The following is a 16,334-nucleotide window of genomic DNA, read 5'->3' on the forward strand; positions in this document are numbered from 1 at the left end:
TGTACGTATCCAGCAGCTCGTCGTCGGTGGGGGTGTGCACCTCCTCGAACACGGCTAGAGCAGCATCTACCGCCGTTTCCGCCAGCCCAGGGCGTTCATCAAGGGGGCGCATCGTCCGCACCGCCCATGCGTCCCGGACGGCATTCGCGGCGTCCTCGATCAACTGCTTGCGGTTCATGCTGCGGTCCTTTCGGTCGTGTGGTGGATGGTGAGCGCGTCGGCCACGGCCCAGTCGGCGCGGTACGCGTCGGAGCGGGCGCGGACGGTTCCCGGGATCCGGTGGGTGATCCACCGGACGCCGTCGCGCGTCATCACGGGCTCGCGCCACGTGTGGATCGCGCGTCCGGTGCGGCGACGGCTGGTGACGGTGTGCTGGTCGGCGTCCCAGAGCGCCTGCACCCCGCCGGGGCGGGACTGTGCGCCGAGGAGGTGGCAGCCGCAGGTGCAGTCGATGTTGGTGCAATCGGCGTGGAGTTGGTGCTCGCACGTCGCGGACCCCTTCCACCGGGTGATGTCGGGTCGGACGCGAGCGAGCTCGTGCTGGCAGAAGTCGCAGGTGACGACGGTCACGCCCCTCTCCTCCCGGGTGACGTGCCCGTACGTGGTCAGCCGCCCGCACTCGGGGCACTGCTCCCGGACGAGCTGCCGTTCCCGTTCGGCGACCTCGAGGGACCCGTACGCCTGCTCGGCGGCGATCGCGAAGCGGATCGCGTCGCGGGCGCCGTCCTCGTCGTGCACCCACAGGTCGACGGTGCGGCCGGCGCGGGAGGCGAGGTGCCGTTCGCACTCGTCGACGGCGAGGAACACGAGCGAGAGGTTCGCGTACCCCGACGGGGAGGCGGACTTGATCCCGCCGGCGTCGGGAGACACGAGGCGGCCATCGGACGCTTCCACGGCCCGGCGGAAGTCGGACCAGGCCGCGACGGCCGCGACGGTGCGGTCGTAGCAGGTCGCGCAGAGGAACCCGACCTCCGCGGCGCGCGGAAGACATCCGCGACAGTCGCCCGGGTTGATCGCCCAGCCGTCGTGATCGGGGCAGGTGACGCGGTGCGCGCCAGCCTCAGGGTGGTTGCGGACGCAGGTGATCATGCGGTCTCTCCGATCTGCGCGAGGATTCGCGCGGTCGTGTCGTCGTCGAGCTCCCGAAGCCCGAGCGCCCCGCGGTACGGGATCGGCTCGACAAGCGGGCGCGGGTTCGTAAGTTCGAGATGCCACGCATCCTGCTGCGCCCACTCCGAGCAGAGCGGGGTGAACCGCGTGCCCTCGCCTCCGAAGTCAGACGCCCCGCTGTGATGTACGCCGATGAGATAGATGACGCCCAGGATGACGCCGCCCTCGATCGGCTCGCCGTCCATCCACGCCTCGACCTTTCCGTCGATGTCGTTGTTGATCAGCAGCTCCTCGTCGGCCTCTGTCAGCGAGGCAGTCTTCCCAATCGCTGCGTGGATCGCGATCGGGCCGCGGTAGTCGCCGGCGATGTTGCGGACGCGGTTCTCGACGTCCTTGCCACCGTGGATGATCGCCCACGCCCAAGGCTGACGAACGGTCAAGATCCTCACGACGCCCCTCCGTTCCCATTCCGGAGATCCGCGGCGTACTGTCGGAGTTCGGTGGCAGCGCGGCCGAAGTTGCTCGGGCGTCGTTCGCCGCCGTTCCAGGTCGCGTCGCGGCGCGCTTCGAGCCAGTCGGCGGCCGCCTCCACGGACCGGGCAGCAACCATGGCGAGAGGGTCCGGCGGGAGCACCCCGTCTGCGAGCTGCGCTTCCTGGAACCGGCGGAACGCATCGGGCGTCGGCCATGGGACACGGCTGATCTGCGACGCTTCCGAGGTCGCCGGCAGCGGTCGCCCGTTCGGGTCCCGTCCGAAGACCAGGTAGCCGGTCTCGTTCCAGCCAGTGGTGAGGACCTTGGCAGAATCGATCCCGAGAGACTCGAACAGCTCGCGGGTGTGGTCGTAGGTCAACATGCGGGGGTCCCCTTCATGATTTCGGCGTAGAGCTGGTCTGCTTCTGCACGGTCGATCTGTTCGCCTCGGCTACGGGCGCGGCCTTGTGCGCGATTGCAGGCGAGGCATCCGCGGCGACCAGTGCGCGCCGCGGATGTCGTGAGGTTCGGGTCAACGAGGAGGTGATTCCGGATGCATCGGGTCTTCCGCGCCTGGTTGTGGTTTCCGTCCGCGATGGTGTCTGCGACGTTCTCCGCATGCGTGCCCCACCTGAGGTTGCTCAGCGCCGGATCGCCCTGACCGCTCGGACCGTGGAGGGCCTCCATGCCCTCTGGGCACGGACCGACAAACGCGGAGAGCACGATGCGGTGGACGTATAGCTTTCGGGCGGCGCCGTCTCGGTACAGCACGACGGCGGGGTATCCGCTCGCGTTGACCGTTGGACGCAGCGTCCGACCTGGCACCTTCCGTCCGGTCGGGCCAATGCGGTCAAGAGAGCGGACACCGCCTCGAGCGCTGACCTCATAGATGCCTTCGTATCCGGCGATCGGCAGCCACCTCTCGTTCACAGACATCCGCACGCTCCTGAGACGCTGATCTCAAGCCAGCAGGTCGGGCAGACGGGGCGCGGTTCCGGCTCGGGCTGGGCGAGGAGCCGTGCCGTGCACTCGATGTGCACGAGCTGTCCGTCGACGAACTGGACGGTGTCGCCGGGATGGATGCGGCTCTCGCAGTCGGCGGCGCAGACGCCGTCGTAGCGGGCCGGGAACGGGTACGGCATGAGGTTCTCCTGTCGGGAGTGAGGCGGGGCGCCGCGGTCGTGCAGCGCCCCGCCGTCGCGGGTTCAGAAGGGTGTGTCGTCCCCGAACGATCCGGGCGTAGCCCAACCGTCGGAGGTGGTGGAGCTCGGCGTGGCCCAAGGCTCCTCGGAGGCCGGCGCGCCAGCGTTCGGCGCCCACTGGTTCGCCTGCCCGGTCTGCGCGTCGGAGCGTGCGGCACGGGTGACCTGCGCGGTCGCGTAGCGGAGCGAGGGGCCGATCTCGTCGACCTCCAGCTCGATCGCCGTGCGGTTCTGGCCCTCGCGATCCTGGTAGGAGCGCTGACGCAGACGGCCCTGCGCGATGACGCGCATGCCCTTCGTCAGGGATCCCGCCACGTGCTCGGCGAACTCGCGCCACACGGACGCGCGGAGGAACAGCGCTTCGCCGTCCTTCCACTCATTCGCCTGGCGGTCGAAGGTGCGCGGCGTGCTCGCGATCGTGAAGTTGCAGACCGGGAGGCCGTTCTGCGTGTACCGCAGCTCGGGATCGGAGACCATGTTCCCGACCACGGTCACGGTCGTCTCATTGACCATCTCGGTTGTACTTCCTCTCGGTGGTGATCGGGCCGCCAGCGTTGTGCCAGCGGCGTCCGCGGACGTCGATCTCGATCGCGGGATCCCCATCTCGGTCCGGGCGGTCGACGTACCTGATCGGCCAAGACGGCCAGGTGCCGGAGTTCTCGACCCCCTTGCTCATCGTGTGTTCCTTCCTGTGCTGGTCCCTACCCGGTTGGGTGGGAGGTGCGCGGCACGCCGCGTGCTCGCGACGTAGGCCTTGATTTCCCCGGTGCGCTCTGCGATCTCGGCGTCCGTGAGCCCGTCGCTGTACGCCTGGAGAATGTGATTGCGGCGGGCCTTGATCCGGAGCTTTCCGAGCTCTGAAGGGCGCAGCGCGTCCCGGATCGCTGCCTCGACCACGTTCGCCGTCGTGGTGGCGTTCGTCTCCGCCAGGTCGAGCAGCTTCGCCCAGTCGCGATCCGGAACGTCGATGATGATCTGCATCAGGACGCCTCGCTGTCGTCACGTGCACACCGGTCGCAGGGGAGCGGATACCCGGGGTGTGTCTCGCACTCGGGATCCCGGGTGGGCGTCGGCGTGGGGCGGGCTTTCTTGGCGGCGCGGAACGCCTCGACGGCCATGCGTGCGTCGCCGCAGGCGCGGCACGGTTTTCCGCCGGGGCCGTCGGGCGTGTGCTTCGGGCAGAACGGATTCGGTTCCTGTGCCGCGGCGGGTGCTGGCTTCGGCGCGCGCTGGGGAATCACAGCGTCCGTCCCGCGTGCGTCACGGCGTGACTCACTCTGTGACCGACGCTGTGACGCCTCGCGAGACTTCCGCTTCCGCTCCGTCGCTGCGGCACGGTCAGCCTCGACCTGCTCCCGGGTTGGCTGGTACTTCGCCCAGTCGTGGAACATGAAACCCTCGGGCACGACGTCCCAGAGGCCCGCGTTCGCGAGTTCCACGGCGGCGTCGCGGTCGGCGAGCATCCGCAGCGCCTGAGGAGACACGAGCCCGTTCGTGAGCTGGTGGGCGCAGTACGCACCTGCGCGCACCCACAGCGCGACAGCGTCCGCGGACAGGGGCAGCACCTTCGGGTGGGACCAGAATCCGTCGTCGACCTTGAACCACACCATCAGCGGGTCGTCCTCACGTCGGTCGCGGATCCCCACAGGGTGAGCCACACCTCGCGGGCACCGCGGTACTGCACGGGCACGTCGCCGGGGTCGTCCCACGAGTGCACGGATAGGCCGAGGTCGTGGCCCTTCTTGCTGTGGGCGATGCCGTGGCAGCCCGAGTGGTTGCCGCCTGCGAGGCCGGAGTCGCCGCCGCACAGGTGGAGCAGGTTGTCGAGGTTGTGGGAGCCGCCGCGGGAGCGGTACTTGCGGTGGTGGATGTCCGTCGCGGCACGCTGGCCGCAGCCTTCGCAGATCCCGCCGGAGCGGGCTTCGACCAGGCGGCGCGCCTTCGGGGGGAGAGGATCGGCCATGGTGGCTCCTTGGTGGCAGGCGCACGCGTGAGCGCGGGCGCAGAAGTACGGGGTCTTGCAGCACGACGGGCGGCACACGCCGTGCGGGGCATCGCGCGGGAGCGTCGTCGGTGCGGCGCGGAACACGCTCATGCGTGCCACCTGCAGAGGTCGGTGTGGGAGCCGTTGCGGTGAGAAGGAATCGACCGCCAGCCCCTCTCGCGGCGGGCGCGACGACGAAGCTCACCGGGGTCTTCCCCTCGACGGGCGGTGATCGACTCGGTGCACCCGGGCTTGTCGCAGGCGAGCACGAGCGTGGTTCGGGCGGTCATGCGGCCACCGCCAGCAGGAACTCGGCGACAGCGTGCCCGAGGTCGCGGGCGGCGGGAGGGGTGACGGCGTTCCCAGCCTGCTTGACCTTGTCGCGCTTGATGCCCATCAGGACGTAGTCGCGGGCGAAGCCCATGCCTGCCTGGATCTCGTGCGGCTCCAGCATCCGGAACCCGGCGTCGTCGACGTCGAGCGAGATGGGCGACGTCGGTTCAATGAGCGACTGGTGCCCCTTCGTTGTGAGCGCGCGCAGCGGCTCCGTAATGGGCGTGGACATCTCCGCGCCGCCGAGGTTGTTCCGCATCACGAGTGCGTGGTGGTTGCCCTCGGCACTGACTGTGTCGATCGGTGCTGTGCTGGGCTTGGCCACGCCGTGGTTGCGCAGCGGGACCAGCAGCCCGGTCTCGTTGCGCGTCGACTGGGTGCGCAGCGGATCCGCGACCGAACCTGCCGACTTCCCCGCGCGGCCCTCGACGGGCACCAGCAGGGACGCGTGGAAACCGCCGGCCACGATCCCGGGCAGCACGTCCGACACAGGGCGCGACCGCGATGCGTCCGCGCCGGAGAGGTTGTTCACGATGAGGGCGTAGTTCGCGCCGTCCGCGACGACCGTCGGGAGCGTGTCGTCGAGCGTCTGCGTGCGGGTGCGCTCCCGGAACTGGGCCAGGAACGGCGGGGGGACGGCGACGCCGTGCTCGGCGGATCCGAGCTGCACCGGCAGCGGATCCTCCACATCCGAGATGCGGAGGTAGTTCGATCCGGTCGTCACTCCGTCGTACGTGTTCCCGGCCGCCTTCGCGACGAACGGGGACCAGTAGCGCTCGATGCCGCGACGAATCCGCTCTCGGGTCTTCTCAGCGAGGGGCTTCTCCCGGTCACCGATCCGCGGTGCGGGAAGGCTCCAGTCGATGATGGACGACGCAGGCAGCCACCCTGGCTCGACGACTTGCCCGCACTCGGGGCACCTGTAGAGGTACTGGGCGCGGTATCGGCCCCAGGCCTCCTTCTTCTTGAACGCCTGCACCGCGCGGATCTCGCCGTGCTCCAGGCACAGTGCGAGAGGCCGCGTCCACTTCGCGATCGGGGGCGCGGGTCGCGTCTTCGTCGCGAGGTCCGCGCGCCAGAACACGATGTACATGCGGTCGCGCGACTGCGGGGCGGGGAGCCCACCGACCTGCGCGTGCATGCTGTTCAGCCACACCTGCTGGTGCCGGTAGCCGAGCAGTTCCATCGCCTGCAGCCAGGCGGGGAACATGACCCACCTCGCCGCGTCTACGACGTTCTCGATGATGATCGCCTTGTACCGGTGGTGCTCGGCGAACCGCGGCACGTCCCACATCGTCGCCCGGGACCGGTTCGCGGCCTCATCGACGAGAGGGCGGGTGCCGTCGATCTCGAACAGCGCCTCGTTCATCGCACGCTGACGCTTCACGCCCTTCGCGATCGAGTGGTTCGTGCACTCCGGTGACGCCCACAGGATGTCCGTCGTCGGGAAGTACCGCGGGTCGACCTGGCTGATGTCCGCCTGCGAATGGTCCGTGTCCGGGTGGTTCACCTGGTGCGACTCGATCGCGAGCGCCCAGTGATTCGCTGCGATCACGACCCGGTAACCGGCGGCGACGAGTCCGGAGGACGATCCGCCGGCGCCGCAGAACAGATCCGTGACCGTGAGACCGTTCCACTGCACCTTCGGGTGCTGGTATCCGACCGGCACGCTCATGCCGCCACCCCCGATAGAGTGCGGGAATGACCGTCAGCCACTACCAGCGACTTCAGGGTCTCGTCATTGCGAACCCGAACGCTGCGGAATTTCTCGTGGAGGTCGACACGCTCAAGCGCGCGGGCAAGGCTGGCGACGACCTTGAAGACGCGATCGTGAACTTGGCTGTCAAGGCCATCACGAGAGTGGACGGTCGGTCCTAGGCGCAAGAAACTCACAGGAGGCCCTCCTCTCGGAGCTTCGCCTCAGCGAGCGAGACACGCTGGAATATCGCCGCGTCCCCGCCGGTGTCAGGGTGTGAGTCGCGCTGCGCACGCCGCAGAGCCCGAGCGGGGGCACCGGAGATCACTTTCATCTCGGAGAGCCCAAGGCCGGTGAACTTCCCCAGGAACACGAGCGCCTCATCGACAGTCGCGAACCCCGCGGGTGCCGCGGTCGCTTCGATCGCGAGGAACCCTCGGTACTGCTCACCGCGCTTCGTGACGCCGTAGCGGTCGACCTTCCGGAGTGCTTCGAGAGCGAGCGCGATCGCGCGGAGGTTGTCCTGCCAGGTGGTGAACGTGTCGCAGGGGTACGAGAGGTGCCCGTGGCGGGATTCGATCGAGAAGATCACGCCCGGGTGCTCGGCGCGGGCGTTCGCGAACGGTCGCCCTCGGACACCGAACTGTGATGCGGGGACTGCGATGAGCAGCTCGGCAGAGTTCTGCTGCGCGGGCGTTTCGACGAGGTTCCAGATCTCCCGATCGAGTACCTCGAGCGTCTTGGACAGCGTCGCACGGAATGGCGCTGAGCGGCGGTCGCGGGTGAGCTCGCCGGGCCAGCCGTTGATCGGGCCGACGTTGAGAGTTTCAGGCCAGGCGCTCATGCTGCTTCTCCAAGGTGCTTCCAGGTGCGGCGACGCACGATCTGCGAAACGTTCGACGGGGTGACGCCGAACTCCGCGGCGAGGGTGACGATCAGGGCGCCAGCGGAACGGCGGGCGCGGATCTCGGTGACCTGTGCTCCGGTGAGGCGTCGGCGGGGGGAGCGCTCGCGCGCGGCCATGTCGGCCATGTTTTGCGCGTGAGAACCTGCGATCAGGTGCGCGGGGTTGCAGCACGGCGGGTTGTCGCACGTGTGGCGGGCTTCGGCGGCGCCGAGCGGGCCGTGCGTGAGTTCGTAGGCGATCCGGGACGCGGTGTGGAGGCGGTGCGCGGCGGAGAATCGTCCGTAGCCGTTGCCGCTTCGAGCGCGGGTCCACGGCCAGCACTCTCCGGGGTCGCGCACGTCGACATGCGACCAGAACCGGGCGATGTCGGCGGGTGTGAGCGTCATCGTCTGACCGCCTTGGTGGCCTGGACCTGCACGATCGGCAGGTTGAGGTCGATGGGCCGGCCGCCGACTCGGGCGGCGATCGCGGCGAGCACGAGCGCGTCGGCTTCGTCGTTACCGGTGACGTCGACCTGCGGGTAGCGCTTGATGACGGCCGCGAGCACGGCGTCCTTGCCGGCGTTGCCCTTTCCGGTGGCGTACTTCTTCACGGTGGAGGGGGACGCGATGATCGTGTGGATGCCTTCGCGGGCGAGGGCGGTGCGGATGAGCCACCAGAGGCCGCCGCGAACGTGCTGGCCCGGGCCGACGGAGCCGTAGGAAGGGCCCTCGATTGCGACGTGCGTGTCGTCGGAGAGCGGGACGGACCCGAGGACGTCAGCGACGATCCGGTCGAGGCGCTGCGCGGTGTCCGAGGTGTCACCCTGGGATGCCTTCGAGGTCACGCGGCGGACCGTGATGAGGTCGCCGTGGATCGTGGCGATACCGGTGGAGGTGAGGCTGAGGTCGAGGCCGACGAAGATCGGTTCGGCTGGCGCTTGCGAGGTGGGTGCGCCAGAGTAGGGGTCGCCCATGGTCTGCTTTCCTGTCGAGGGATAGTGATTGGGTGAGGGGAGGAACCGGCTGCTACCCGGTTCCTCCCCGTCTTGCGGGGCGCTGCACCTGCTACGTGCAGCGACCAGATCAGGCGGCGGGACGCCCCATGAAGATCGGCACGCCGCCGATCCCGTCGTGGACTCGCGTTTCGGTGCCGTCCCTCTTGTCGGTGCGGCCGTCGCGGATCTCGGTGACGATGTCGGCGAACGCCGCCTCGAGGATCAGCTCGGGGCGTTCGAGCTTGAACCCGAGAACCACGGAGCCGCCGCGGAGGCGGTAGCGGAAGTTCGCCCAGATCGAGTAGATCGGCCCGCCCACGTACGGGCGGAGGGCGAGCTGGATCCGTGCGGGGATCTCGATGTCGCCCTTCTGGCCGGCCTTCGCCTTCGTATCCTCGACGTAGGAGAGCTTCACGTCGCCGGAGGGCTCGCGGATCGCAGACTCGAAGTCGACCTTGGTGTGCGCCTGGAAGGTGCGGGCGATGTCGATCATCCGAGCGGGCTCGGGGTCGATCACGTCGTTCCACTGGTCGTCGATGAAGTCGGCGAACTCGTCCTGGGCGAGGAGCTTCCCGTCGGCGGCCTTCCACGCGAGCCACTGCTTCGAGTGCTCCAGGTCGAGGCTGACGCGGTGCTTCTGCCAGCCGGGCTCGTCGTCGCCGCCCTCGTGGGAGTCGATCACCGCGACCACCTTGGAGGTGTTCGTGTGCGCGTAGACCTCCGTGCCGGGCCCGGAGTGGCGGTTCACGTACTCGACGAACGACGTCGCGTCCGTCAACGAACGCGCGGCCGCCTTGTGGCGCGGGTGCTCGGCGTAGGCGTCGGTGTCCAGAAGACGCAGCTGTCCCTCATCGCCGCGCGCGAGGTAGACCTCGCCCACAGCGACGGCGACGCGCTGATTCTCCGCGGCCTGATCGGCGAGCTCGGCGACGACGGCCGCTTCGGTCTTGGTGTCCTCGATGGTGGTCATGCCCCGGGGGCCTCCTTGATCTCGCCGGTGCGGGGATCGACATGCGCGCCGGCGTCGCGAATGTCCTCGTCGGTGAACAGCGGCATCGCGGACGGATCCGTGCGCGACAGGTCGCCGTCCTTCGTGATGAACGCGAGGGACCCGATGCGGGTCTTCTCGGGGATCTTCGCGGTGAGCTTGTCGGTCACGACGACCGCTTCGATCCCACCGTCGGCAGGCTTCACGTCGAGGCGGACCACGAGGGAACCGACCTTGCCCGTGTCCTGAACGGCGGCGATCACCTTCCGCAGGGTCTCGGCCGCCTCGACGTCCGTTCCGGGCCTGACCTGTGCCAGCATCGCACTGAGCATCGGCGGCCTTTCCTTCTCATCCACCATGGGGTGTCCTTTCTGTGGGTGGTCTATGCGATCCGGGCGGCGTGCTCGTAGGCGTCGCTCCAGGTGCGGAACGATCCGCAGGAGTGAGCGGCGATCACCAGCCACGGGCGCTCGGTCGGGATCCAGAACGGCAGGCGCATGACGACCGGCTTCATCGGTAACTCCCGTACTGGGCGTTCACGTGCTTGTTGATGTTGAGCATCGAGTTGACCTTCGTCGTGAGGGCTTTCGCCGTGTCCTCGGCGTAGTGGTACTCGGCCTTGCAGCCGTGCCACACCTCGAGCTCGGGCAGCGCGTCCACTTCCGCCTGGGCGCGCGCGAACGAGATCTGCATGCCCTGGCGGCCGTAGAACGCCATCTGCGTGTTCTTGCGCGCCGAGTAAGCACGCTCCGCTGCGTACCGGCGTTCGTTGATCTCCAGCAGCGCCGACGGCATCTTCTCCAGCACGCCGTTCGCCTCACGTATGAAGAACTCCATTTCGACCGGGTTCGTCGGTCGGAAATCTCGCAGCTCGTCGGCCTTCTTGATCGCGAAGTCAGCTTCCTCGCGCGAGACAACCTCTCCCGTTGTCTGATTGACGATGTCGCTCACGGGCGGACCTCCCCCGCATCGACAGCCGCATCGAAGCGCGCAGCTTCCGCGGCCTCGTAGTCGGCTTCGGTGGGCTCCGCGGGCGAGGACGGGGAAGGATCCCCGCCCGCGGAGGGCTCTTCAACGACCTCGGCGTCGACGGTGTTCTCCTCGCGATTGAGGACACCGGCGCGAGCGAGGAACGCGGCGCGTAGCGCATCGGTCCCTTCGCCCTTCTCCTTGAGACGGTCACCGACTTCGTCAAGCTCGGCGCGGGTCTTGGCGGCGGCGAACAGCGCTTTCCAGTCCTCGGTCGGCTCAGGGTCCGGCTCGGCGATCGGGATCCCGCCGTCGGTCATCTCCTCGTAGGAGCGCATGCCGAGCGTGACGTCAGACGCCCCTTCCAGAGCGACCTCGCTGATCGCGCGCCACTTCGGCATGCTCTCGGCGTACGCCTCCCAGGGGAGGATCTTGCCCTTCTCGGATCGAGCGCGGACGACGAACACGCCCTGCGCGTTCTGCTCGTAGGAGTCCACGAGCCCAGCGCGGATCCCGCGCGGGATGTCCCACGTTGCGGAGTAGACGTCTCCGGTGTCGGCGCGGGTCAACGTCACCGTGACGGCGTAGTCGCCGCCCGGGATAGTGCCCGCCTTGACGATCTCCAGCCGGTGCCCGGCTTGGCGGATCAGACCGGCCATGAGCTGCGCGGCGAGGGTCGCGCGGCCCTCGACGACGTTGATCGACTGCAGGGCGGCCATCGGGTGGAGGCCGAGCATCGACCCGGTCTCCATCACGAGGAGCACCTTGGGCGGCGAAGGCTTGCCCGTTGCGGGGTCGAAGAGCCCGCGCGGGATCATCTGTCCGGCGGCGGCGATGGTGTTCGCGTACCGCATGCGCTCGTCGAGCGTGGCGGCTTCGTAGGCGACGACTGCGGTGGACATTAAAAGGGGCTCCGTTCGGTGCGGGCGGCGTTCACGATCGCGAGCACGTCGGCGGCGATCGGGACGATCAGGGACAGGGCGGCGACGATCAGGTGGTGGTCGCGCGGGTAGGTGAAGGTGAGCGGGTCGCGGCGAAGTTCCCACTCCGGGTTGCCGTGCTCGTCGAGGACGGGCTCGCCGTTGCGGTCTCGCTGCTGGACGAGTTCGCCAGCGACGTACCTCACCTCGTCCATCTCGGGCAGGCAGAACATCTGCCACGCCATCTGCCGGATCTCGCGGGGGGTCGGCGCGGTGATGACCTGGTTGTGCTTCGCCTTCGTCTCATGGATGGTCTTGCCGCGGGTGCCGTCGACGGTCGCGCCGTACTGGCGGTTGTCGGGGTGGTGGATCAGCAGAGAGTTCGGTTCGGATCCGGCCCAGGCGAGCAGCAGCGGCTCCCACCGATTCCCGGAGCGGGTGGCGGCGTTGCCCTTGAAGTCGCGTGGGGTGAGCATCTGGCGGGCGTAGGTCTCGACGCTGGTCGGCTTCGCGAACGCCCCGGCCTGGTAGGAGCCGATGACCTTCGCGTGTGCGCCGCCCCAGGACGCCGCGTCTGCGGTGTCCGCGAGGGTGCGGCCCAGTTCGGCGAGAGCGCTCATGCGTCGGCCCACCGATCCTCAGCGCGCGCCTGGATGCGCACGCCCGGCGCTTCGATGTGGCGGTAGCGCCAATCGGAATCCCGCAGGAGGCGGGACGGGATGAGCCCTCCGGCGGCAGAGCGGTAGACCTGCGCCTGCAGGGCATGCTGCAAGCACCCGTCTCGCTCACCGTGCAGCGCCATGCCCTCCGCGACTTGGAGATACGCGACCGCGCGCGCAACGCCCCGCAGTGTCGGCTTCGGGCGCCGCTTCCACCAGCGGCGGCGCGGGGAGCGGTGCTCGACCACGATCATCCCGATCATGCGGACACCGCCTCGTCCAGCGCGCCGTCGCGGACGGTGAATCCGATGCGGCGGGACTCGTCCCGGTCCCGCTCGATGAGCACGGTGAACCCGCGCTCCTCGGCGAGGTCCGAGATCGCGGCGAGGGAGTCGGCGTCGAGGAGGTCGCCGTCCTTCACGATCACGAGGCGCAGCTTCGGGTCCCCAGCGGTCGCGATCGCGAAAGCGATGCGACGGCGCATGGCGCTGTTCACCTGCGAGAACGGGACACCGTTGAACGTCACACCGTCATCGGTGACGGAGAGCCCGTCGACCGGGAACGCCGCAGCGGCGAGGCCATCCGACTTCGTCTGGGCGATCGCTCGAAGGTCGGACTCGGCCTCGGCGTGAGCGAGATCAGCGGCCCGGAGCTCGCCAGAGACCTGGAACCACTGGCGGCCGGCGCGCACGGCCTTGTTCGTGTCGTCCACGGCCGTGAGGCGGGCGCGGAGCGGTTCGACGTCGACCGGGGACTCCGGGAGGAGGCGAAGTGCCTTCCAGAACTCTTCCTGACGATCGGCAGCGGCCTCACGCTTGCGCTTGAGGTCCTCGATCTGCCGATCAAGATCTCCGACCATGTCCGCGGCGGCGCTGTAGGACCGCCTCGCCTGCTCGATGTTCTGGTTCACGTCCTGCGCGGCCTCGATCTCATCGAGGATGTCCTGCGCGGACACCTCCACGTCCGGGGTGCCGGGTGCGGGCTTCGGAATCGACGACAGGGCGCCTTCCAGGCGCTTCACTTCTCGGCCCGCGACTAGACGGCGCTCCTCCGCGCCAGCCTTCTGGCGACCCAGCTCGTTGAGGTCGAACGGGAGCTCGACCTTCTCCAAGAGCGCGTCCCGCTGCTTCTTCTCGTCCAGGTTCAGGAACGCGACCGGGTCGAAGATCGCGCCCCCGAGGAGGTCCGCGACGACCTCGGCGGGCCGGGAGTACTTCGCCCCGTCCAGGGCTTCGACGGTCAGAGTGCCGGCGGATCCGTTCTTCTTCCAGACGCGGGAGATCCGCAGTCCCAACTCCTCGTCGACGTACTCGGCGCGCGCTTCGTCGGCGCCCTCGCGGATCGGGACGGGCGTGAGCTTGGTGCCCTTCGGATCGAACAGCTCGGTGATGCCGTCGATGAAGCTGGACTTGCCGGCGCCGTTGTCGCCCGCGATGACGACGAGGCGGCCGGTGGGGGAGAGGGTGATCTCGCGGACGCCCTTGTAGTTCTCCACGGTGAAGGTCTTGATCTGGGTGTTGGTCATGATGAGTCTCCGTTGAGGTACTGGGGTCAGAAGCACGCGCTGCAGGTGCAGTGCTTCACGACGTGCGGGCGGTACTGGCAACGCGGGGACGGGTCGTGCGCGGGAGCGCCAGGGATCTGACACGTCGGGCAAGTCGCAGGGGTCTCGGGCTGGGGGTCGCTCATCGGATGTCCTCGGGAATGAAGAACACGGACACGAAGGACGCGAGGAGCAGGATCACCGTGAGGTCGGCGCCGTTCCAGACGGGTGCGGCGGCTTCGATGCCGCACGGGATCATCACGAGGAGAATCGTGGCGATCGCGAGGAATCGCCAAGGTGCGAACGGCAGCCGGGGAGTGCGCCGGCGGGGGACGACGGTCGGCAGCGGCGCGGTGTCCGCAATGTGGCGAGCGGCCGGCATCTGCGCGTAGGCCTGGATCGCGTTCCGGTCGGAGGCGTCCTGATCCTGCGGATCCGGTATGGTGTTCGTGAGCATCTGTGGTGCTCTCCTTTCTCGAACCGCTCCTGTTCCAGCAGGGGCGGTTCCTCGTTGTGGTGGGTTCAGGCGGCAGAGAGCTCGGCAGACATCCACTCGTCCAGGTCGTCGAGGATGAACTTGTTCCGAGTCCCGTGCTTGTGGACGTTGGGGCCGGTGCCCTGGGACAAGCGGTTGTAGAGCGATTGCACAGGAATGCCGCAGTAGTCGGCCGCCTGCTTCGTGGTGAGGAAGGGGCCTCGCAGCACGGGGGGCCCGACGGGAGCGGGGGCGCTCACGAGGCCTCGGCAAGCGGCAGCGCTTCGGGGGCCTGCCGGAAGGCCTCCGGAACGAAAGCCGCAGGAGTGGCCCCGAGTTCCTCCGAGATCTCAAGCAGCTCGGTGAAAGAGAATTCCGACTTGCCGGCGGCCTTGCGGTTGAACGTCGGGTACGGGATGCCGGTCGCGTCCGAGACAGACAGCTTCGTCCGCCCGGCTTCCTTGATTGCGCTGAGCACCAGATTCCCGACTTCTGAGGCAACTGGATTGATCATACGGTCAATCATCCTCGCCGGATGATCAATCGTCAAGCCAACTCGATGATCAATCTAGACAATTCAGTTGACTGTGGTGCATACTTGTCGCGTGAACACACGGGAGCGTGGAGAACTGTTCAGCCGGTATATCGGGCTCGAGCTCAAGGGAGCGATCGTCGCGCGCGCGCTCACCGCCAAGGCGGTGGCCGAGCAGATTGGACGCGCTGATGCCAATCTCAATCGCTGGCTCAACGGGAAGACTGAGATCCCTATCGGGGTCGTATGCGAGGTATGCGAAGTGCTCGATCTTGAGCCTCGCACGATCGTCGAGCATGCCTACGACCGGATGATCGACGAACTCGGAGAGCGGACAATCCCCGAGAACGTGACGCCCCTTCGCGGCCGCGATGTCGAACCCTCCCGCCAGGATGATCGGAAGGTCGCCAAGAAGAAGTCCCGCGACCGTGGAGGGGATGATGGCCAGGGATGAGAGACACCAGACTTCTGCGCATGTTCGAGCTGATCGAGGCCTCCGGCTACACCGTCGAGTACGTCGAGCTCTCGCCCGACCGTGATGGCGAAACGGACCACGACCGGAAGGTCGTGTCGATCCAGTTCGACCTGAGTTTGCGCCCGTACCGGAGCACGATCGCGCACGAGGCTTGCCACGTCGTCTTCGGAGACGAACCCAGCATGTTCGGCCCAGTGAATGCGAAGCAGGAACGGCGCGCCGATGAATGGGCAGCACACCAACTCATCGATCTCGAGGAGTACCGCCAATCCGAAGCCGTCCACGAGGGATGCGTCGAGGCGATGGCAATTGATCTCTGCGTGACGACGGATCTGGTCGAAGCGTTTCGCCGCGTCCTGCTTCGGACTCACTCCGCTGTGTACGTGGCTCCGAGAATGGGCGCGGGGCAGTTCGCCGGCCGCGTCGCAGTCGCTTGACGAACGCCATACGCCGAACATCTGACAGGGAGAACCGCATGACTGACAGCACGCCAATCACGCCCGAGCCTGAACCGCCCTTCGTCCCGACGGAGCCTCGGCACCACGCGCCGCTGAACATCCCCGCGATCTCGATCGCAGCTGCCGTTGGGCTCGTCCTGGGCATCGGGGGAACTCTTGGCGTACAAGCGGCCACCACGTCGATAGGGGCGCTCGTCCCGACCCCCACACCCACCACCGACACACGGCTCCAAGAGGCCTATACCGCTTGCTCCTCACCCGAGGGAATGGTTCTCGGAGATGGCGGCGCCACGATCACGATCGACGTCAAGGGGAACAAGGACTACTCAGGAGCCCCGTATTCGGCAGAGGCGTGCGTACTGCGGCATCTTGGAGCGCCGACGAGCGTGACCTCTCACATCGAGCAGACGACGGCGATGGACGGCCGCCAGACGGAATCCTGGAACGGGATCACCATCGAGTGGTCGTACCACCCGGACCGCGGACCGGACATGGTCGTGAAGCTCGACAAGCCTTGACCCGTCCCCAACGCTAGGAGGTGCGACGTGGTAGCAGCCGTCGCGGAGAAGTTGTCCACAGGGGGGTGCGCCTCGCGCGCACGCGCCCCCTTCTCGATAGAGAAGGGGTTAACGG

At 68.0% G+C, this 16,334-nt stretch carries 28 protein-coding genes; 4 read left to right on the forward strand and 24 right to left on the reverse strand.

Annotation, left to right across the window (positions count from 1 at the left end; all coding sequences use genetic code 11):
- Positions 1-174: 174 nt before the first annotated feature.
- The 10 genes from Q0P88_RS13145 to Q0P88_RS13185 all read right to left on the reverse strand — a co-directional run bounded on the left by Q0P88_RS13145 (position 175) and on the right by Q0P88_RS13185 (position 6,778).
- On the reverse strand, positions 175-1,089 hold the full coding sequence (locus Q0P88_RS13145; RefSeq protein ID WP_295014819.1) for a hypothetical protein: 915 nt from the start codon (positions 1,087-1,089) through the stop codon (positions 175-177).
- Positions 1,086-1,550 carry a hypothetical protein gene (locus Q0P88_RS13150; RefSeq protein WP_295014820.1) on the reverse strand — a complete coding sequence of 155 codons (465 nt, stop codon included), beginning with the start codon at positions 1,548-1,550 and terminating at the stop codon, positions 1,086-1,088. Before Q0P88_RS13150 ends, Q0P88_RS13145 begins: the two co-directional genes overlap by 4 nt.
- A 5-nt stretch (positions 1,551-1,555) precedes the next feature.
- Positions 1,556-1,966, reverse strand: coding sequence for a hypothetical protein (locus tag Q0P88_RS13155; protein WP_295014821.1), 411 nt, complete (start codon positions 1,964-1,966; stop codon positions 1,556-1,558).
- Entirely contained in the window at positions 1,960-2,520 is a 561-nt protein-coding gene (locus Q0P88_RS14095) for an NUMOD4 motif-containing HNH endonuclease (protein WP_363316519.1), read from the reverse strand. Before Q0P88_RS14095 ends, Q0P88_RS13155 begins: the two co-directional genes overlap by 7 nt.
- Positions 2,511-2,726 (reverse strand): hypothetical protein, encoded by a 216-nt coding sequence (locus Q0P88_RS13160; RefSeq protein WP_295014822.1) that lies wholly within the window; start codon positions 2,724-2,726, stop codon positions 2,511-2,513. Before Q0P88_RS13160 ends, Q0P88_RS14095 begins: the two co-directional genes overlap by 10 nt.
- 63 nt (positions 2,727-2,789) lie before the next feature.
- On the reverse strand, positions 2,790-3,299 hold the full coding sequence (locus Q0P88_RS13165) for a single-stranded DNA-binding protein (RefSeq protein ID WP_295014823.1): 510 nt from the start codon (positions 3,297-3,299) through the stop codon (positions 2,790-2,792).
- 159 nt (positions 3,300-3,458) lie between these two features.
- Entirely contained in the window at positions 3,459-3,767 is a 309-nt protein-coding gene (locus tag Q0P88_RS13170) for a hypothetical protein (RefSeq protein WP_295014824.1), read from the reverse strand.
- Positions 3,767-4,432: a hypothetical protein gene (locus Q0P88_RS13175; protein WP_295014825.1), complete on the reverse strand. Its 666-nt coding sequence runs from the start codon at positions 4,430-4,432 to the stop codon at positions 3,767-3,769. The genes Q0P88_RS13170 and Q0P88_RS13175 overlap by 1 nt, the downstream gene beginning before the upstream one ends.
- Positions 4,396-4,749, reverse strand: coding sequence for an HNH endonuclease (locus Q0P88_RS13180; protein WP_295014826.1), 354 nt, complete (start codon positions 4,747-4,749; stop codon positions 4,396-4,398). The genes Q0P88_RS13175 and Q0P88_RS13180 overlap by 37 nt, the downstream gene beginning before the upstream one ends.
- Before the next feature lie 307 nt (positions 4,750-5,056).
- Entirely contained in the window at positions 5,057-6,778 is a 1,722-nt protein-coding gene (locus Q0P88_RS13185) for a DNA cytosine methyltransferase (protein ID WP_295014827.1), read from the reverse strand.
- A 26-nt stretch (positions 6,779-6,804) separates the two neighbouring features.
- Between Q0P88_RS13185 and Q0P88_RS13190 the strand changes: the two genes are divergently transcribed.
- Complete coding sequence (locus tag Q0P88_RS13190) at positions 6,805-6,981, forward strand: hypothetical protein (RefSeq protein WP_295014828.1); 177 nt, start codon at positions 6,805-6,807, stop codon at positions 6,979-6,981.
- Positions 6,982-6,992: 11 nt separating this feature from the next.
- Here the strand turns inward: Q0P88_RS13190 and Q0P88_RS13195 are convergent, their stop codons facing one another.
- The 14 genes from Q0P88_RS13195 to Q0P88_RS13260 form a co-directional block, all read right to left on the reverse strand.
- Positions 6,993-7,643, reverse strand: coding sequence for a hypothetical protein (locus Q0P88_RS13195; RefSeq protein ID WP_295014829.1), 651 nt, complete (start codon positions 7,641-7,643; stop codon positions 6,993-6,995).
- Positions 7,640-8,092 carry an HNH endonuclease gene (locus Q0P88_RS13200; RefSeq protein WP_295014830.1) on the reverse strand — a complete coding sequence of 151 codons (453 nt, stop codon included), beginning with the start codon at positions 8,090-8,092 and terminating at the stop codon, positions 7,640-7,642. Before Q0P88_RS13200 ends, Q0P88_RS13195 begins: the two co-directional genes overlap by 4 nt.
- Positions 8,089-8,661, reverse strand: coding sequence for a crossover junction endodeoxyribonuclease RuvC (locus Q0P88_RS13205; RefSeq protein ID WP_295014831.1), 573 nt, complete (start codon positions 8,659-8,661; stop codon positions 8,089-8,091). Before Q0P88_RS13205 ends, Q0P88_RS13200 begins: the two co-directional genes overlap by 4 nt.
- A 109-nt stretch (positions 8,662-8,770) precedes the next feature.
- Positions 8,771-9,652 (reverse strand): DUF2303 family protein, encoded by an 882-nt coding sequence (locus Q0P88_RS13210; RefSeq protein WP_295014832.1) that lies wholly within the window; start codon positions 9,650-9,652, stop codon positions 8,771-8,773.
- Positions 9,649-10,029, reverse strand: a complete 381-nt coding sequence (locus Q0P88_RS13215) for a hypothetical protein (RefSeq protein WP_295014833.1) — start codon at positions 10,027-10,029, stop codon at positions 9,649-9,651. The genes Q0P88_RS13210 and Q0P88_RS13215 overlap by 4 nt, the downstream gene beginning before the upstream one ends.
- Before the next feature lie 23 nt (positions 10,030-10,052).
- Positions 10,053-10,184, reverse strand: coding sequence for a hypothetical protein (locus Q0P88_RS13220; protein ID WP_295014834.1), 132 nt, complete (start codon positions 10,182-10,184; stop codon positions 10,053-10,055).
- Positions 10,181-10,621, reverse strand: coding sequence for a hypothetical protein (locus Q0P88_RS13225; RefSeq protein WP_295014835.1), 441 nt, complete (start codon positions 10,619-10,621; stop codon positions 10,181-10,183). The genes Q0P88_RS13220 and Q0P88_RS13225 overlap by 4 nt, the downstream gene beginning before the upstream one ends.
- Positions 10,618-11,541: a hypothetical protein gene (locus Q0P88_RS13230; protein ID WP_295014836.1), complete on the reverse strand. Its 924-nt coding sequence runs from the start codon at positions 11,539-11,541 to the stop codon at positions 10,618-10,620. Before Q0P88_RS13230 ends, Q0P88_RS13225 begins: the two co-directional genes overlap by 4 nt.
- Positions 11,541-12,179, reverse strand: a complete 639-nt coding sequence (locus Q0P88_RS13235) for a hypothetical protein (RefSeq protein ID WP_295014837.1) — start codon at positions 12,177-12,179, stop codon at positions 11,541-11,543. Before Q0P88_RS13235 ends, Q0P88_RS13230 begins: the two co-directional genes overlap by 1 nt.
- Positions 12,176-12,481, reverse strand: a complete 306-nt coding sequence (locus Q0P88_RS13240) for a hypothetical protein (protein ID WP_295014838.1) — start codon at positions 12,479-12,481, stop codon at positions 12,176-12,178. The genes Q0P88_RS13235 and Q0P88_RS13240 overlap by 4 nt, the downstream gene beginning before the upstream one ends.
- On the reverse strand, positions 12,478-13,743 hold the full coding sequence (locus tag Q0P88_RS13245; protein ID WP_295014839.1) for an ATP-binding protein: 1,266 nt from the start codon (positions 13,741-13,743) through the stop codon (positions 12,478-12,480). Before Q0P88_RS13245 ends, Q0P88_RS13240 begins: the two co-directional genes overlap by 4 nt.
- A 160-nt stretch (positions 13,744-13,903) precedes the next feature.
- Positions 13,904-14,218, reverse strand: coding sequence for a hypothetical protein (locus tag Q0P88_RS13250; RefSeq protein WP_295014840.1), 315 nt, complete (start codon positions 14,216-14,218; stop codon positions 13,904-13,906).
- A gap of 65 nt (positions 14,219-14,283) precedes the next feature.
- Positions 14,284-14,496, reverse strand: coding sequence for an AlpA family transcriptional regulator (locus Q0P88_RS13255; RefSeq protein WP_295014841.1), 213 nt, complete (start codon positions 14,494-14,496; stop codon positions 14,284-14,286).
- The gene (locus tag Q0P88_RS13260; RefSeq protein ID WP_295014842.1) at positions 14,493-14,750 is read right to left on the reverse strand and encodes a hypothetical protein; all 258 of its coding nucleotides are present in this window, start codon (positions 14,748-14,750) and stop codon (positions 14,493-14,495) included. Before Q0P88_RS13260 ends, Q0P88_RS13255 begins: the two co-directional genes overlap by 4 nt.
- A 91-nt stretch (positions 14,751-14,841) precedes the next feature.
- Here Q0P88_RS13260 and Q0P88_RS13265 point away from each other — a divergent pair, with 91 nt between their 5' ends.
- From Q0P88_RS13265 to Q0P88_RS13275, 3 genes are read left to right on the forward strand one after another with little or no spacing between them, the layout of a single operon-like run.
- On the forward strand, positions 14,842-15,222 hold the full coding sequence (locus Q0P88_RS13265) for a helix-turn-helix transcriptional regulator (protein WP_295014843.1): 381 nt from the start codon (positions 14,842-14,844) through the stop codon (positions 15,220-15,222).
- A 20-nt stretch (positions 15,223-15,242) separates the two neighbouring features.
- On the forward strand, positions 15,243-15,680 hold the full coding sequence (locus Q0P88_RS13270) for an ImmA/IrrE family metallo-endopeptidase (protein ID WP_295014844.1): 438 nt from the start codon (positions 15,243-15,245) through the stop codon (positions 15,678-15,680).
- 38 nt (positions 15,681-15,718) lie between these two features.
- Positions 15,719-16,219: a hypothetical protein gene (locus tag Q0P88_RS13275; protein ID WP_295014845.1), complete on the forward strand. Its 501-nt coding sequence runs from the start codon at positions 15,719-15,721 to the stop codon at positions 16,217-16,219.
- Positions 16,220-16,334 lie beyond the last annotated feature (115 nt).

Origin of the sequence: uncultured Microbacterium sp., assembly GCF_945952435.1 — a bacterium.
Taxonomy (GTDB): domain Bacteria; phylum Actinomycetota; class Actinomycetes; order Actinomycetales; family Microbacteriaceae; genus Microbacterium.

Coding starts and splice junctions, on each gene's coding strand:
- Q0P88_RS13190 (WP_295014828.1), top strand. CDS start 6,805: ATGACCGTCAGCCACTACCAGCGACTTCAGGGTCTCGTCATTGCGAAC.
- Q0P88_RS13275 (WP_295014845.1), top strand. CDS start 15,719: ATGACTGACAGCACGCCAATCACGCCCGAGCCTGAACCGCCCTTCGTC.
- Q0P88_RS13160 (WP_295014822.1), bottom strand. CDS start 2,726: ATGCCGTACCCGTTCCCGGCCCGCTACGACGGCGTCTGCGCCGCCGAC.
- Q0P88_RS13165 (WP_295014823.1), bottom strand. CDS start 3,299: ATGGTCAATGAGACGACCGTGACCGTGGTCGGGAACATGGTCTCCGAT.
- Q0P88_RS13195 (WP_295014829.1), bottom strand. CDS start 7,643: ATGAGCGCCTGGCCTGAAACTCTCAACGTCGGCCCGATCAACGGCTGG.
- Q0P88_RS13145 (WP_295014819.1), bottom strand. CDS start 1,089: ATGATCACCTGCGTCCGCAACCACCCTGAGGCTGGCGCGCACCGCGTC.
- Q0P88_RS13155 (WP_295014821.1), bottom strand. CDS start 1,966: ATGTTGACCTACGACCACACCCGCGAGCTGTTCGAGTCTCTCGGGATC.
- Q0P88_RS13215 (WP_295014833.1), bottom strand. CDS start 10,029: ATGGTGGATGAGAAGGAAAGGCCGCCGATGCTCAGTGCGATGCTGGCA.
- Q0P88_RS13230 (WP_295014836.1), bottom strand. CDS start 11,541: ATGTCCACCGCAGTCGTCGCCTACGAAGCCGCCACGCTCGACGAGCGC.
- Q0P88_RS13205 (WP_295014831.1), bottom strand. CDS start 8,661: ATGGGCGACCCCTACTCTGGCGCACCCACCTCGCAAGCGCCAGCCGAA.
- Q0P88_RS13220 (WP_295014834.1), bottom strand. CDS start 10,184: ATGAAGCCGGTCGTCATGCGCCTGCCGTTCTGGATCCCGACCGAGCGC.
- Q0P88_RS13180 (WP_295014826.1), bottom strand. CDS start 4,749: ATGGCCGATCCTCTCCCCCCGAAGGCGCGCCGCCTGGTCGAAGCCCGC.
- Q0P88_RS13260 (WP_295014842.1), bottom strand. CDS start 14,750: ATGATCAATCCAGTTGCCTCAGAAGTCGGGAATCTGGTGCTCAGCGCA.
- Q0P88_RS13270 (WP_295014844.1), top strand. CDS start 15,243: ATGTTCGAGCTGATCGAGGCCTCCGGCTACACCGTCGAGTACGTCGAG.
- Q0P88_RS14095 (WP_363316519.1), bottom strand. CDS start 2,520: ATGTCTGTGAACGAGAGGTGGCTGCCGATCGCCGGATACGAAGGCATC.
- Q0P88_RS13250 (WP_295014840.1), bottom strand. CDS start 14,218: ATGCTCACGAACACCATACCGGATCCGCAGGATCAGGACGCCTCCGAC.
- Q0P88_RS13240 (WP_295014838.1), bottom strand. CDS start 12,481: ATGATCGGGATGATCGTGGTCGAGCACCGCTCCCCGCGCCGCCGCTGG.
- Q0P88_RS13170 (WP_295014824.1), bottom strand. CDS start 3,767: ATGCAGATCATCATCGACGTTCCGGATCGCGACTGGGCGAAGCTGCTC.
- Q0P88_RS13235 (WP_295014837.1), bottom strand. CDS start 12,179: ATGAGCGCTCTCGCCGAACTGGGCCGCACCCTCGCGGACACCGCAGAC.
- Q0P88_RS13185 (WP_295014827.1), bottom strand. CDS start 6,778: ATGAGCGTGCCGGTCGGATACCAGCACCCGAAGGTGCAGTGGAACGGT.
- Q0P88_RS13200 (WP_295014830.1), bottom strand. CDS start 8,092: ATGACGCTCACACCCGCCGACATCGCCCGGTTCTGGTCGCATGTCGAC.
- Q0P88_RS13245 (WP_295014839.1), bottom strand. CDS start 13,743: ATGACCAACACCCAGATCAAGACCTTCACCGTGGAGAACTACAAGGGC.
- Q0P88_RS13210 (WP_295014832.1), bottom strand. CDS start 9,652: ATGACCACCATCGAGGACACCAAGACCGAAGCGGCCGTCGTCGCCGAG.